The sequence below is a fragment of the Nocardia sp. CA-084685 genome, from assembly GCF_050955785.1.
GTDB lineage: Bacteria > Actinomycetota > Actinomycetes > Mycobacteriales > Mycobacteriaceae > Nocardia.
This window is the reverse complement of sequence record NZ_CP192094.1, coordinates 5777803-5791781: the sequence shown is the minus strand read 5'-3', so window position 1 is coordinate 5791781 and position 13979 is coordinate 5777803. Positions and strand designations below refer to the sequence as shown.

Genomic DNA, 13979 nt, shown 5'->3' with positions numbered 1-13979 from the left:
CATGTGCTCGGGGGCAGATCGCGATCGGGTGTGCCTGTTGGAATCGCCAGCGATCGCGCGCATTGGCTCGGCCGGGCGATGGCTGGGCAGGTGCAGCACGACGGTGAGCTGCTGTCGACGCTCTGAGCGATATCAGTACGTCTCAGACAGTTGGGTTCGAGGTCGTGCGCGGAATTGAACAGAACGCGCCGTTTACGCCGGATCGGCGGCTGTTGGTGAACGTCGGATGAATCCGGTTGCGCCTGTGGCGAACACGCTACATCGGGCGGTGCGACGGAGGATGCTGGAAAGGGCGGCCTGGATATCGAATGCGCGCCTGATGAGCAGGATGGTGGTCAGCGTGGACGACGAATCGAGCCCGTTCTCGGGTCCGGAAGACGCCACGCGGCAACACGATCTCGACGAATCGGCGATGGACGCCTATTCACGTTCGGTCATCGCGGTCGCGGCGTCGGTCACCCCGCATGTGGCGAGCGTGCGAACCCGGCGGGGGAGCGGATCTGCGGTGGTCTTTACCGATGACGGCTTCCTGCTGACCAACGCGCATGTGGTGGGCTCGGTGAGCAGCGGTGATGTGGTGTTCGCCGACGGTGTGGAATCGCGCATCGACGTCGTCGGCATCGATCCGCTCTCCGATCTCGCGGTGCTGCGCGCCCGCGACGGTGCGCCGGGTGCGGTGGTACTCGGCGATGCCGACAAGCTCGTGGTCGGCCAATTGGTGGTGGCTGTCGGGAGCCCACTGGGGTTGGCGGGTTCGGTGACCGCGGGTGTGGTGAGCGCGCTGGGTCGAGCTGTCCCAGTCGCTTCCCGCCGGGCCGGTCGGGTGATCGAGGATGTGATCCAAACCGATGCCGCCCTGAATCCGGGCAATTCCGGTGGAGCACTCGCGGATTCATCAGGGCGGGTAGTCGGTATCAATACGGCGGTCGCGGGCGTCGGACTCGGTCTCGCGATTCCGATCAATACCACTACCCGCCGCATTATCACCACCCTGCTGAAAGATGGCCGCGTGCGCCGCGCCTACCTCGGCCTGGTCGGCGTTCCGGCGCCACTACCCGCAGCCGTCGCCGCTCGCACCGGCCAACATGCCGGTGTCCGCATTGTCGAAGTCGTCCGCGGCGGCCCCGCCGATCATGCGGGGCTGCGCCGCGGCGACCTCGTACTCAGCGTCGCCCGCTCGGAAGTGGCCGATGCCCAAGGCATCCAGCGCCAACTCTTCGGCGACGCTATCGGGATCTCGATGCCGGTGACGGTATTGCGCAATGGCGCGATGGTCGATGTCTTCGCCATCCCGATCGAGTTGACCGTGGATTAGCTGGTCAGCGGCCCCACGGTCGGATGACGTCGTCGGCTAGATCTTCGCGGGGGTCTTGATTCCAGTTGTCGTGGTTATTGCCATTCGGCCCTGGTTCGACTGCGTGTACCACCATCGTTCGTCACCTCCCTTCGAGCGGTCATTGCTGTTGCGGGGTAGCCGTCGGCGAGCAACCGCAAACCGGAATCGACGCAAGGCGCGCATATACCGCCCTGGCACGCCGGTGCGTCAGTCGGTCACGGTGACCGGGGCGGTCTCCAGATGCGGTTCGTGGGTTCGCGACCAGCGCGCGTCGATGATCAAACCGACGACGCCGATGGCGATGAGCACTCCGGAGACTACGAGCATGCCGGGGTGGGTACGTCCGGTGAGGGCATCGCCCAGGATGACGGTGCCGATGGTCCCCGGGAGGATGCCGATGATGGTGGCGATCAGATAGGGCCAGAAGCGGATCGAGGAGAGGGCGCAGCAGTAATTGATCACCGAGAACGGGGCGAAGGCGATCAGGCGCAGCGATCCGACCGCGAGCCAGCCGCGGCGTTCGAGGCGTTCATCGATGGAGCGGACCGCGGGATGGGTGAGATGGGCGGCCACTCGATCTCGGTCCAGCGCGCGGACGAGCAGGATCGCCAGCGCGGCGCTGACCGTGGTCGCGGAGGCAGCGAGCGCGATGCCGAGAGCGGGTCCGAATAGGACGCCCGCGCTGACCGTCAGCACGGTCCGTGGGATCGGAGCCACCGTGACCAGCGCGTGCACCACAAAGAACAACAGCGGGAAGATCGGGCCGACCGAGGTGGCCCAGTCCTGCATCTGCTGTGGTGTCGGTAGTGGGACCAGCATGGCGGCGATGAACAGCGCCGCGCCACCGACGAGCAGGGCGAGGATGCGTGGGTCCCGGATGAGCCTGAGCACCGCGCCAGGTTACCCGTTGGTAGCGGCGGCCACGGTCAACCGCCTGCGTTGGTGCCGCTAGCATCGAAGGAAACGGGACGAATGCTCGTTAACCGATGTGCTCGCTGAGCTGGGCGAATGCGACGGTTTCGGGCGCACACGCGATGTGCGTCGAGGAGAAGAGGAACAGCAGCTATGCCGATTGCTTCAGAGCCGGTGCCCGATTACGCCGCATGGCGCAAGGGCGTGGCGGGGGTACTGGCGAAGGCCCGCAGGGTCGATGTCGCCGAACTTCCGGAGGAGCCAGAAAAGCTGCTCGAGGAACAGACCTACGACGGTCTGACCATCGCCCCGCTGTACACCCGCGGGGATGAGCGGCCCGAACTGCCGCTGCCGGGCGAATATCCGTTCGTCCGTGGCCGGGACGCCACTAGGGATGTGCATCGCGGCTGGTATGTCAGTGCTTTCATCGCCGCCTCCGATGGCGCGGCGGCGAATCGCGAGGTCTTGGCCGCGCTGGAGAATGGGATCAGTGCACTGTGGCTCGGCGTGGGCGAGCGCGGAGTGCCGGTGGCCGAACTGCCCGCGGCGCTGTCGGGCCTGCTGTTCGAACTGGCACCGCTGACACTCGCCGCCGGTGATGCGGTTTCCGAGGCGGCGCATCAGGTCTTCGCGCAGCTCGACGATTATCAGGTGGCGGACCGGACCGAAATTCGAGTCGCGCTTGGCGCGGCCCCGCTCACCAGTCGCTTCGCCGGAACCGCCGATATCGAACTGGCGGAGGCCATCGCGCTGGCTGGTCGGGCGGTGCAGCGACCGGAGACCGTGCGCGCTATCACCGTGGATGGCACCGTCTTTCACGATGCGGGCGCCTCGGACGCGCAGGAGCTCGGTGCGGCGGTGGCGGCAGGTCTGGCCTACCTGCGCGCACTCACCGAGGACGGCCAGGACATCGCGGATGCCTTCGAGCAGTTGGAGTTCCGCTTCGCCGCGACCGACGACCAGTTCGCCACCATCGCGAAATTCCGTGCGGCCCGTCAGCTCTGGGCCCGCGTCGCACATGTGTGCGGCGCACCCGCATTCGGTGACGCGCCGCAGCATGCGGTGACCTCCGCGGCGATGATGACCCAACGCGACCCGTGGGTGAATATGCTGCGCACCACCCTCGCGGCCTTCGGCGCGGGAGTCGGTGGGGCGGATATGGTTACGGTGCTGCCCTTCGATTCCGCGCTGCCGCCCGGCGAGCTCGGCGTGTCGAAGTCGTTCGCGGACCGCATGGCTCGTAATACCCAGCTGCTGCTGCTCGAGGAGTCGCATCTGGGTCATGTGCGGGATCCGGGTGCCGGTTCCTGGTATGTCGAGGACCTCACCGCCACGCTCGCCGCAAAGGCGTGGGAGTTCATGCAGGAACTCGAGGCCGCGAGCGGTTATTCGGCCGCGTTGGACTCCGGCCTGCTCGCCGAACGGATCGCCGCGACCCGATCGGCACGGGATGCCGATGTGGCACACCGGAAGACGGCGGTGACCGGTGTCAACGAATTCCCGAATCTGGCCGAACAGCCGCTGTCCGAGGCGGCGCGTCAGCCCGGACGGGTAGTTCGCTACGGCGCCGCCTTCGAGGCGCTGCGCGACCGCTCGGATGCCTACCTCGCGGCCAATGGCGTGCGACCGCGTGCCCTGCTGGTGCCGCTCGGCACGGTGGCCGAACACAATGTTCGAGTCACCTTCATCGCGAACCTGTTGGCTTCGGGCGGTATCGAGTCGATCAACCCCGGTCCACTGGAAGTAGCCGGAATCAGCACGGCGGCAACCGAATCCGGTGCTGGCATCGCCGTATTATGTGGTTCGGACAAGCGGTACGCCGAGCAGGCGGGCCCGGCGGTCGAGCAGTTGCGCGGTGCCGGAATCGAGACGGTGCTGCTGGCCGGTGCGGAAAAGGCCGTTGCCGACCTGAGCGACGTGCAGCGCCCCGACGGTTATCTCGCAGCCCGCATCGATGCGGTGGCCGCACTGTCGGACCTGCTGGAGAAGGTGGGAGCCTGATGACACTGAGTCATATCGACAAGCCCGGCGGCATCGAACACCGGATCGGCAGTTTCGCCGAGGTGCCGCTGTCCGAACGTCCGGCCGAACCCGCCGACGCCGACTCCGCACAGGTCGACGCCTTCGTGCGTGCCGCCGCCGAGGCGAACAATTACACCCCCGAACGGTTGGTGTGGGCGACCCCCGAAGGTATCGAGGTGCCACCGGTATTCACCAAGGCCGATCGCGATGCCATTGCGGCCGAGGGGTATCCACTCGACAGCGTGCCGGGTATCGCGCCGTTCCTGCGTGGTCCGTACCCGACGATGTATGTGAACCAACCGTGGACCATTCGCCAGTACGCGGGCTTCTCCACCGCTGCGGATTCGAACGCCTTCTACCGGCGCAATCTGCAGGCGGGGCAGAAGGGTCTTTCGGTCGCCTTCGACTTGGCCACGCACCGCGGCTACGACTCCGATCACCCACGCGTGCAGGGTGATGTGGGGATGGCCGGTGTCGCCATCGATTCCATCCTCGACATGCGTCAGCTCTTCGACCACATTCCGCTGGATCAGGTCTCGGTGTCGATGACCATGAACGGCGCGGTGCTGCCGATCCTGGCGCTGTATGTGGTCGCGGCCGAGGAACAGGGCGTCGCACCGGAACAGCTGGCCGGAACCATTCAGAACGACATTCTGAAAGAGTTCATGGTCCGCAACACCTACATCTACCCACCGAAGCCCTCGATGCGGATCATCTCCGATATCTTCGCCTACACCAGCGCGAAGATGCCGAAGTTCAACTCGATCTCCATCTCCGGCTACCACATCCAGGAGGCCGGAGCCACGGCCGATCTGGAATTGGCCTACACCCTCGCCGATGGTGTCGAGTACATCCGCGCGGGTATCGCCGCGGGTATGGAGGTCGACAAGTTCGCACCGCGCCTGTCGTTCTTCTGGGCCATCGGCATGAACTTCTTCATGGAGGTCGCCAAACTCCGTGCGGGACGGTTGCTCTGGAGTGAGCTGGTCGCCGAGTTCGAGCCCAAGAGCGCGAAATCGTTATCGCTGCGGACGCATTCGCAGACCTCGGGCTGGTCGCTGACCGCGCAGGACGCCTACAACAATGTGGCACGCACCTGTATCGAGGCGATGGCGGCGACCCAGGGACACACCCAGTCGCTGCACACCAACGCCCTCGACGAGGCGCTGGCCTTGCCGACGGACTTCTCCGCCCGCATTGCCCGCAATACCCAGCTGCTGATCCAGCAGGAGTCCAACACCACGCGGCCGATCGACCCATGGGGCGGTTCATATTACGTGGAATGGCTCACCCACCAGCTCGCCAATCGCGCTCGCGCGCATATCGCCGAGGTGGAGGCACACGGCGGTATGGCCCAGGCGATCGGCGAGGGTATCCCGAAGCTGCGCATCGAGGAGGCCGCCGCACGCACGCAGGCGCGCATCGACACCGGTCAGCAGCCGGTGATCGGCGTGAACAAGTACCTGGTCGAAGAGGATCAGCAGGTCGAGGTCCTCAAGGTCGAGAACTCGCGAGTGCGCGCCGAGCAGATCGAGAAGCTGAACCGGCTTCGCGCCGAACGTGATTCGGGCGTGGTCGAGCGAGCACTCGCCGAATTGACCCGTGCCGCCGCCTCTTCCGACGGCGGCATGGAGAACAACCTGCTCGCATTGGCCATCAACGCCGCCCGCGCCAAGGCCACCGTCGGGGAGATTTCCGACGCACTGGAAAAGGTGTACGGGCGCCACCAGGCCGAGATCCGTACGCTCTCCGGTGTGTACCGCGACGAGGCCGGAAAGGTGACCAATATCAGCAAGGCGATCGAACTCGTCGAGGAATTCGCCGACGCGGAGGGGCGGCGCCCCCGCATTTTGGTCGCCAAAATGGGTCAGGACGGGCATGACCGAGGTCAGAAGGTGATCGCCACGGCCTTCGCCGACCTCGGCTTCGACGTCGATGTGGGCCCGCTGTTCCAGACCCCGGAGGAGGTGGCGCAGCAGGCAGCCGATAACGACGTGCATGTCGTCGGTGTGTCCTCGCTGGCGGCCGGCCACCTCACGCTGGTGCCCGCCCTGCGGCAGGCACTGGCCGATGTCGGGCGACCCGACATCATGGTCATCGTCGGCGGCGTCATCCCGCCCGGTGACTTCGAGGAGCTGTACGCGGCGGGTGCGGCGGCGATCTTCCCGCCCGGCACCGTGATCGCCGATGCCGCGATCGACCTGCTGAAGAAGTTGGCTGGCGAACTCGGTCACGAGATCGGTGGCGGCAGCGGCCAATGACTTCAGCATCGCGCAGCGATCCCACCGCAGGTGGTGGTCGGGCGACGGGGCGTCAGCGCGTCATCGATGTGGACGCACTCGCGCGGGCGGTTCGCTCCCGGGAGCGGGCCGCCTTGGCGCGGGCCATCACACTGGTCGAGTCGACCAGGGCCGACCATCGGGAGCTGGCGCAGCAACTGCTGCTCGAACTGACCCCGCCCACCGATACGGTCACCTCGAATCGGGTCGGCATCACCGGCGTTCCCGGCGTCGGCAAGTCGACGTTCATCGATGCGCTCGGCATGGATCTGATCGGCAAGGGGCATCGGGTCGCGGTGCTGGCCGTCGACCCGTCCTCCACTCGAACCGGCGGCTCCATCCTCGGTGACAAGACCCGCATGGCGCGATTGTCATTGGAGCGCAACGCCTATATCCGGCCATCGCCGACCGCGGGCACCCTCGGTGGTGTCGCCAAGGCGACCCGCGAGACCATCGTGCTGTTGGAGGCCGCGGGCTACGACGTGATCCTGGTGGAGACCGTCGGCGTCGGCCAGTCCGAAGTGACGGTCGCCAATATGGTCGACGTTTTCTGCTTCCTGACCCTGGCGCGCACCGGAGATCAGTTGCAGGGCATCAAAAAAGGTGTCCTGGAACTCGCCGACCTGGTCGCGGTGAACAAAGCCGACGGCAAGCACGAGATAGAGGCCAAGTCCGCGGCCCGCGAACTGGCCGGGGCGCTGCGCCTCATCCATCCGCACGACGCGCTCTGGCGCCCACCGGTGCTCACCATGAGCGGTCTCGAAGGCCATGGCCTGGAGAAGTTCTGGGATACAGTCCTCGCACACCGCCGGGTGCTCACCGAGGCCGGTGAATTCGCCGAAAAGCGTCGCCGCCAACAGGTCGACTGGACCTGGACCATGGTGCACGACCAATTGCTGCGCCGCCTCGCGGAGAACCCGAACGTCAAAGCCATTCGCGCGCAAGTGGAAAAGCAGGTACGCGACGGTACATTGACCGCCGCACTGGCCGCCGAGCAGCTTCTCGACGCCTTCGACAGTTGACGTCACCGGCTAACTCCGTGGGCGAAATTCGGGACCTGTCGCGCGCCTTCGGCTGGACAGTGGCGAGTTCGGCGGCCAGCGCCCCGGCGAAGTCGGCGGCACCTTCGGTGTTATGACCTTGGGCTGGAACAAGATTCGGTACCACTAGCAGACCGAAGGATCGCGGCCGCGCCGGGGTTGCCGAGGTGGGTCGCCGCGGCGCCCGAAAATCGCGCAGCAGATTCACCGTCGCGTCGGTGCGAGCGTTACGCGATTCCGAAGAGCCGCGCCGCATTTCGATAGCAGACCTGCCGGAGCCAGGAATCGCCCAGCTCCAGACGTTCCAGCGCATGGATCGAATGTCCGTAGGAATACGGGATGTTCGGAAAGTCGCTACCGAACAAAATGCGCTCGCTCAAAGAATGCAGCCTGCCGTGTTCTGCGGTGGGAAAGGGCGCGGTGGTCTCGGTGAAATCGGTCCACACCATGGTCGTATCCAGGTGCACGCCCGGGTATTGCTGTGCCAGGTCAAGGAATTCGGAGTACTCGGGTGTGCCCATATGCGCGATGATCAGCTTCAACCGCGGATAGCGTTGCAGCAGAACACCAATCGGCTCTGGTCCGGTGTACCCGCCGGGTACGGGTCCGGAGCCGCAGTGGATCAGCACCGGTATTCCGGCATCCTCGATCATGCCCCACACCGGATTCAGCAGCGGGTCACCGGGATGGAAGTCGCCGACCTGCACATGCACCTTGAACACCCGGGCACCGCGCTCGATCGCCGCCTCCACATAACTGTCGGCGTAATGTTCGGGATAGAACGTCGCTGTGTGTAGACAATCCGGGGTGCGTTCGGCGAAGTCGGCGCTCCATTCGTTGAGCCACGCCGCCATATCCGCTTTGTGCGGATACACCAGCGAGGTGAATGCGCGAACACCGAAGTCGCGCAGAATCTTCAGCCGGACGTGCTCATCGTCGCGATAGGCGATCGGCCACTCCCGACCGACCAGCGGACCGGCCGAATCGAAGTACGCCCATACCTTGGCCATGACCTGCTCGGGCATGAAATGCGTATGGACGTCGATGATCCCTGGCAGTTCGAGCCGGATGCGGAAATCGGCCAGGTAGGTATTGTCATCGCTGTCGCCGATCATCGAGCAGCCTCCTGCGGGTAGATCGACCGGGCGAAGTCGCCGACCCTGGAGATCAGTCGCTCGAAGAACACCTCCGGGTCGGTGCCCACCACGATGTCGGCGTTGGGCTCTCGCCCCCACATGCCCACCCAGTCCGCCACCGTGGTGGCCCGGGTGATGGCGCCGACGAGTTCGACATCGACGGTGGCCGGTCGAATGACGGCGAGTGTCGGATCCAGCGCCACCGCCGCCGCGAACGGATCGTGCATATGTGCGAGATAGCCCTGGTCGTAGAGCTTGTGGAAGTCGAAGTAGAACCGGACCGCATCGGTGAAGTACCGCACGATCGGATTGCTCGTCGCCGACCTGGCTTCCGGCGGATCGCTCTCTGAAACCAGCTCCACGGGCACACTGCCCGCGCGTTCGGCGAGCTGCGCCACATGTTTGGGCCGCATCTCGATGGTCTCGGTGATATCGAGCGCACACACGATCGGCCGCCGATCGGCGGGTGCGGCGGAGAAGGCGTCGAATACCTCCTTGGCCGCCTCCGGATCGACGTGCACATTCCATTCATTGGTGGGGGTGGTGTTGCCGGGGTGATTGAAGGCTCCGCCCATGATCACCAGCCGCCGCAGCAGCAGCGGCAGCCGGGGTTCGAGGCGGAGTGCGAGCGCCAGATTCGTCAGCGGTCCGGTGCAGATTCCGATGATCTCGCCGGGAGCCCCGCGTACCAGATCGACCCACATCTCGGCCGCCGACCGGGCCGAGATCGGCCGGGCGGATTGCGGCAGTTCCGCATAACCGACACCCTGTGGCCCATGGGTGTCCTCGGTGGTGCGCAGCGGGATCGCGAGCGGGTCCGCGGCACCCAGCGCCACCTCGATATCGGGTGCTCGGCACGCATCCAGCCAGGCGAGGTTGTTCGCCGCCACCTGTGGTGCGGGCACATTGCCCGCGGTGGCGGCGATTCCCACGATCTCGGCTTCCGGGGAGGCGAGCAGGTAGAGCAGCGCGAGTGAGTCATCGATCCCGGTATCGACGTCCATGACGATCTTCTGCCGCACGAGTCGAGCGTAGCGAGCGGAACCCGGCGGCTCAGTAGGTGGGCAGCACGTAGTCGTCGGTATTCGACATCATCCGCAGCATTACCGGACGCATTACTCGCGACGTCATGACTTTCATACTCGTGCGGGCGATCCGTGCGCCGAGGCGAGATGTAGGCAACATCATCTTGATGCCGCCACCGGGCAGTTCCTTGGCCTTGTCCAGAAAAGGTTTGACGATCTGCTCGTAGCGGGTCAATGCTGTGGCGAGATCATCTGGTGCGGCGGCGATTTCACCGGCCAGGACGTATGCGCCGACAATGGCCATGGCGGTGCCCATACCGGTCATCGGGGAGCCGCAGAAGCCGGAGTCGCCGAGCAGCGTGACCCGGCCGGTGGATAGCGAAGGCATATCGACACGGGCCAGCATGTCGAAATAGAAGTCCGGGGTCGCGGTCATCGCGGCGAGTACCGCCGGTGTCTGCCATCCCGCCTCGGCCAGCATGTCGTGGATGAGCCGTTGCTGTGCGGCGACGTCGCGGCGCAGCGCCGGATCGGCCTCGGTGCGCAGGGTGATGATCGCCTTCGAGGTGGCCGGGTCGGCATCCGGTCGAATCGCCACCGCGGCGCTGGGCACCGAATGCATCTTGAACCAGCCCGGCTCGGTTCCGGCCGGGGTCGGGATGGTGAAGAACGACATGTAGCCACCGAGATAGGTGACGAACTGCTCCTCCGGTCCGAATGCCAGCTGCCGGGTCGCCGAGTGCACACCATCGGCACCGACGACCAGATCGAAACGCTCGGTGCGCCCGGATGCGAAGTCGACTTCGACACCGGTGTCGTCCTGGCGCAGAGCGGTGACCCATTCGCCGTAGCGGTAATCGAGTTCGGACACCGTGCTGGCGAGTTCGGTGAGCAGTACCTGATTCAAATCGCCTCGGGTGATTTCGATTTCGGCCACCGGACCCTTGCCATCGAACATCTCCGCGGGCATCCGGGCGAACTCTCGGCCGTTCTCGTCGACGTAGGCCATGCCGCGCTCGTCGAGTTGGTACTTGCGAATGCCCGGCATGAGTCCCATCCGCTCAGCGATTTCGCGGCTCGGGCCGCGCAGGTCGACGGCCTGTCCGCCGGGGCGCGACTCGGGGGCGCGCTCGACGATGGTGGTTCGGATGCCTGCCCGCAGCAATTGCAGTGCGAGCGCGTTGCCCGCGATGCCGCCGCCGCTGATCAGGATGTGCAGGGAGTTGGTACTCATAACCGGGCCAATCTCTCGAACGAACGTGTGAGACATATGTCTAACACGTTGCTGGCACAGATGTCTAGTACAAATGTCTTAGTAGTGTGTAAGCTGAGGTCATGGGAAACCGAGAAGACCTATTGGCGGGAGCACGTAAGGCCATCATCGAACGTGGCGTGGCGAAGACGACCGCGCGCGATATCGCGGCGGCCGCGGGTGTGAGCTTGGCCGCGATCGGCTACCACTTCGGTTCGAAGGATCGGCTGATCACCGAGGCGCTCGCGGAGGCGCTCGGCAACGATATCGGCGACCGGATGGAGGCGCTGGTCCGCGCGGGCAGCGGGCAGCCACCGCTCGAGGCGTTCACACGGATGTGGAACGCGATGCCGCAGGTCTTCGAGGACAACCGCGACGGCATGCTGGCCAGTCTGGAGAATCTGGTCCGCGTCGCGCGGACGCCGGAATCGCGGACGTATATGGACGAAAGTCTCAACGGTGCGTACGAGGACATCGCTCGAGCGCTGCAGGAATCCCGTCCGGATCTGGATCCGGACACCGCCAGGGCGATCGCCGAACTGTACTTCGTGCTGACCCAGGGCCTCGGGATCCTGTGGACGATCTCCCACGGCCGGAACCTGCCCGACGGTGCGCGACTGGCCAAGGCAATCGCGGCCCTGGCCGGTGAGTCCTGAGAGCGCCGACCAGCGCGAGTCCTACCGTGTGTGCAGGGGCCACACCGGCCGGTCCGCGCCGTACCGCGGTGCGGGCCACGCGTAATCCGGATATTCGGCGAGCACCGGCGCGGCGGTGGTGACATTGCCGTGGGTGACCGCCGCCATCGGACTCGGCGCCGCGGCCTGCGGATGACGCGGGGCGCGACCGGGCGCGCCGAGGAGCCAGGATGCGGTGCGCGCCAATGCGACTCGGACATCGCGCCCGATGCCGTCATGTGCGCGAGCGACCAGTGCGTCGATCACACCGGCCGCGAGCAGATAGCCGGAGGCGTGGTCCAATGCCTGCGCGGGCAGCGTCCCCGGTACCGCGGGTGCGCCTTCGACGATCGAAATTCCGGCGGCGGCCTGCACGATGCTGTCGAAACCGCGGCGCCGACCCCACGGGCCGGATTCGCCCCACGCCGATATCCGGCCGTGCACGAGGCCGGGGCGACGGGCGGCGGTGAGTCCGGCGTTTTCCAGCGCGCCCGGTCGATATCCGGTGATCAGCACATCGGCGGCGGCGAGCAGCTCGTTGATCAGCGGCAGGTGCCGGTATAGATCGAGCAGTGTGGAGCGCTTGCCCTGGCAGGTGTCGTGGTATTGCCATGGGATTTCGGATAGGTGCGGCGGATCGATCCGCATTACCTCGGCGCCGAGCAGTGCCAACGTTCTGGTCGCGACGGGTCCGGCGATCACGCGCGTGAGATCCAGTACCCGGACCCCGCGCAACGGCTGCAATGGCGATGCACCGATCGGCAGGCCGAGCTCGCCCCGGTCGATCCGGGTATCGATCGCCACCAGCGGGCCCGATGCGGCGGCCTGGCCCTGCGGACTCTGCGCCCACTCCTGCTCGGACCGCACCTGCACCGCGATGGCGCCGTGCGCTGCCGCATTTTCCTCGATATCGCTGGCCCGGCTCATCGCCATCTGCGCGACCGCAAGATCGACGGGGGCGTCGTCCGGCAGTCCGAGCGAGGCGAGCAATCGCGCGCGATGATGCGGATAGTTGGCGTGGGTGCGGACCCAGCCGTCGAAGGTGGGAAAGAAGCCGGACAGATCGGCGAATATCTTGGCCGGCGCACCGCCGACGCGCAGCAGGCGTTCACTGGAGAACGCGGCGGTGATCCGGACCGGATCGAGCCGGTGCAGCACCGGATTGAGATGGTGTGTGTCGCGGATGCGGTTCGCTGCCGCCGTCACCGCGGCCACCGATCCGGCGGCCAGCGCCCAAACCGGCAGCGTCGCGGCCAAACAGCTGCCCGGATCGTCGGCGGGGATGGTGCCGGAGGCCGGTACACCGATTCCGGCCTCATAGTCGCGGACCAGCTGTTCGTGCGCAATCACGAGATCGAGAGTAGTTGTTGTGCCGCAGTAGTAGGGTCGTGGCCATGACGCCGCTGCAGCGTTATATCGCCGAGGAGATAGCCACCGACCATGCCGACGGATTGCTCGGTCGCCGGGAAGCGCTGCGCCGACTAGGAATGCTCGGCGTCGGCGCTACCGCCGCGGCCGCATTGCTCGCCGCCTGCTCCAGTAGCGGCGACCAGGCGAATTCCGCGTCGACGGGTTCGAACCCCGGGGCGTCCTCGGCCCCGCCGGGTACCAGCGGCGCGGTCCCGGCCATTTCGATCACCTTTCCCGGACCGAGCGGTGGCCAGCTACAAGCCGCTTGGGCGGCCGCGCCACAGCCGCGTGGCAGCGTGCTCGTCATCCACGAGAACAAGGGACTCACCGAGCATATCCGTTCGGTGACAGGACGTTTCGCGGGTGCCGGATACTCCGCGCTTGCCGTCGACCTGCTGTCCGAATTCGGCGGTACCGCAGCCTTCACCGATCCGGCGGCGGCCACCGCCGAACTCGGCAAGATCGCGCCGGAGCAGTTCATCGGCGATCTGCAGGCCGGAATCGCCGAGCTGGAACGGCGGGTGCCGGAAAAGAAGGTCGGCGCCACCGGCTTCTGCTTCGGCGGCGGTCTGGTGTGGCTGCTGCTGGCCTCGGGTACGCCGAAACTCGCTGCGGCGACACCGTTTTACGGCCCCTTCCCGGAGAACGGAGAGCTGTCCGGCTCGAAAGCCGCGGTACTCGGGATCTACGCAGCCAAGGACGAGCGGGTGATCGCCTCACGCCCCACCGCGGAGGCGGCTCTGGACCGGGCAGGTCTCGTCCACGAGATCTACGTCGCACCGAATGCGGACCACGCCTTCTTCAACGACACCGGACCTCGCTACAACCCGACCGCCGCCGCTGAAGCGTGGCAGCGAGTCCTGGAGTGGTACGGCACATATCTCGGGTGAACG

General features: G+C 66.1%; 11 protein-coding genes. 6 read left to right on the top strand and 5 right to left on the bottom strand.

All coding sequences use genetic code 11. The annotated features are described in order from the left end of the window. The first annotated feature begins 412 nt into the window (after positions 1-412). A complete protein-coding gene (locus ACQP2U_RS25675; RefSeq protein ID WP_433716580.1) occupies positions 413-1315 on the top strand; it encodes a S1C family serine protease in 903 nt (300 codons plus the stop codon). 228 nt (positions 1316-1543) lie between these two features. On the opposite strand, the gene ACQP2U_RS25670 is transcribed toward ACQP2U_RS25675, so the two are convergent. Continuing rightward, the gene (locus tag ACQP2U_RS25670; protein ID WP_397028992.1) at positions 1544-2227 is read right to left on the bottom strand and encodes a TVP38/TMEM64 family protein; all 684 of its coding nucleotides are present in this window, start codon (positions 2225-2227) and stop codon (positions 1544-1546) included. A 174-nt stretch (positions 2228-2401) separates the two neighbouring features. Between ACQP2U_RS25670 and ACQP2U_RS25665 the strand changes: the two genes are divergently transcribed. Genes ACQP2U_RS25665 through meaB form a run of 3 tightly spaced genes read left to right on the top strand, consistent with a single transcriptional unit; the run spans position 2402 to position 7571 of the window. Then, positions 2402-4249, top strand: coding sequence for a methylmalonyl-CoA mutase family protein (locus tag ACQP2U_RS25665; protein ID WP_433709839.1), 1848 nt, complete (start codon positions 2402-2404; stop codon positions 4247-4249). Continuing rightward, positions 4249-6531: a methylmalonyl-CoA mutase gene (gene scpA, locus ACQP2U_RS25660; protein ID WP_433709838.1), complete on the top strand. Its 2283-nt coding sequence runs from the start codon at positions 4249-4251 to the stop codon at positions 6529-6531. Before ACQP2U_RS25665 ends, scpA begins: the two co-directional genes overlap by 1 nt. After that, entirely contained in the window at positions 6528-7571 is a 1044-nt protein-coding gene (meaB, locus tag ACQP2U_RS25655) for a methylmalonyl Co-A mutase-associated GTPase MeaB (protein ID WP_433709837.1), read from the top strand. The genes scpA and meaB overlap by 4 nt, the downstream gene beginning before the upstream one ends. Before the next feature lie 245 nt (positions 7572-7816). Here the strand turns inward: meaB and ACQP2U_RS25650 are convergent, their stop codons facing one another. From ACQP2U_RS25650 to ACQP2U_RS25640, 3 genes are read right to left on the bottom strand one after another with little or no spacing between them, the layout of a single operon-like run. Further along, entirely contained in the window at positions 7817-8704 is an 888-nt protein-coding gene (locus ACQP2U_RS25650; RefSeq protein WP_433709836.1) for an amidohydrolase family protein, read from the bottom strand. After that, on the bottom strand, positions 8701-9729 hold the full coding sequence (locus ACQP2U_RS25645) for a nucleoside hydrolase (protein WP_433716579.1): 1029 nt from the start codon (positions 9727-9729) through the stop codon (positions 8701-8703). The genes ACQP2U_RS25650 and ACQP2U_RS25645 overlap by 4 nt, the downstream gene beginning before the upstream one ends. 49 nt (positions 9730-9778) lie before the next feature. After that, the gene (locus tag ACQP2U_RS25640) at positions 9779-10984 is read right to left on the bottom strand and encodes an FAD-dependent monooxygenase (protein WP_433709835.1); all 1206 of its coding nucleotides are present in this window, start codon (positions 10982-10984) and stop codon (positions 9779-9781) included. Between the two features lie 101 nt (positions 10985-11085). On the opposite strand from ACQP2U_RS25640, the gene ACQP2U_RS25635 reads away from it, so the two are divergent. Next, entirely contained in the window at positions 11086-11658 is a 573-nt protein-coding gene (locus ACQP2U_RS25635) for a TetR family transcriptional regulator (protein WP_433709834.1), read from the top strand. 21 nt (positions 11659-11679) lie between these two features. Here ACQP2U_RS25635 and ACQP2U_RS25630 read toward each other — a convergent pair whose 3' ends face one another. Continuing rightward, entirely contained in the window at positions 11680-13026 is a 1347-nt protein-coding gene (locus tag ACQP2U_RS25630) for a CoA transferase (RefSeq protein WP_433709833.1), read from the bottom strand. Positions 13027-13070: 44 nt separating this feature from the next. On the opposite strand from ACQP2U_RS25630, the gene ACQP2U_RS25625 reads away from it, so the two are divergent. Next, positions 13071-13976, top strand: a complete 906-nt coding sequence (locus ACQP2U_RS25625; protein ID WP_433709832.1) for a dienelactone hydrolase family protein — start codon at positions 13071-13073, stop codon at positions 13974-13976. Positions 13977-13979: the final 3 nt, after the last annotated feature.

What these genes read in the sequence shown, in the direction of transcription:
- ACQP2U_RS25675 (WP_433716580.1), top strand. Translation starts at nt 413, where the DNA reads ATGGACGCCTATTCACGTTCGGTCATCGCGGTCGCGGCGTCGGTCACC.
- ACQP2U_RS25635 (WP_433709834.1), top strand. Translation starts at nt 11,086, where the DNA reads ATGGGAAACCGAGAAGACCTATTGGCGGGAGCACGTAAGGCCATCATC.
- ACQP2U_RS25640 (WP_433709835.1), bottom strand. Translation starts at nt 10,984, where the DNA reads ATGAGTACCAACTCCCTGCACATCCTGATCAGCGGCGGCGGCATCGCG.
- ACQP2U_RS25650 (WP_433709836.1), bottom strand. Translation starts at nt 8,704, where the DNA reads ATGATCGGCGACAGCGATGACAATACCTACCTGGCCGATTTCCGCATC.
- meaB (WP_433709837.1), top strand. Translation starts at nt 6,528, where the DNA reads ATGACTTCAGCATCGCGCAGCGATCCCACCGCAGGTGGTGGTCGGGCG.
- ACQP2U_RS25625 (WP_433709832.1), top strand. Translation starts at nt 13,071, where the DNA reads ATGACGCCGCTGCAGCGTTATATCGCCGAGGAGATAGCCACCGACCAT.
- ACQP2U_RS25665 (WP_433709839.1), top strand. Translation starts at nt 2,402, where the DNA reads ATGCCGATTGCTTCAGAGCCGGTGCCCGATTACGCCGCATGGCGCAAG.
- scpA (WP_433709838.1), top strand. Translation starts at nt 4,249, where the DNA reads ATGACACTGAGTCATATCGACAAGCCCGGCGGCATCGAACACCGGATC.
- ACQP2U_RS25645 (WP_433716579.1), bottom strand. Translation starts at nt 9,729, where the DNA reads ATGGACGTCGATACCGGGATCGATGACTCACTCGCGCTGCTCTACCTG.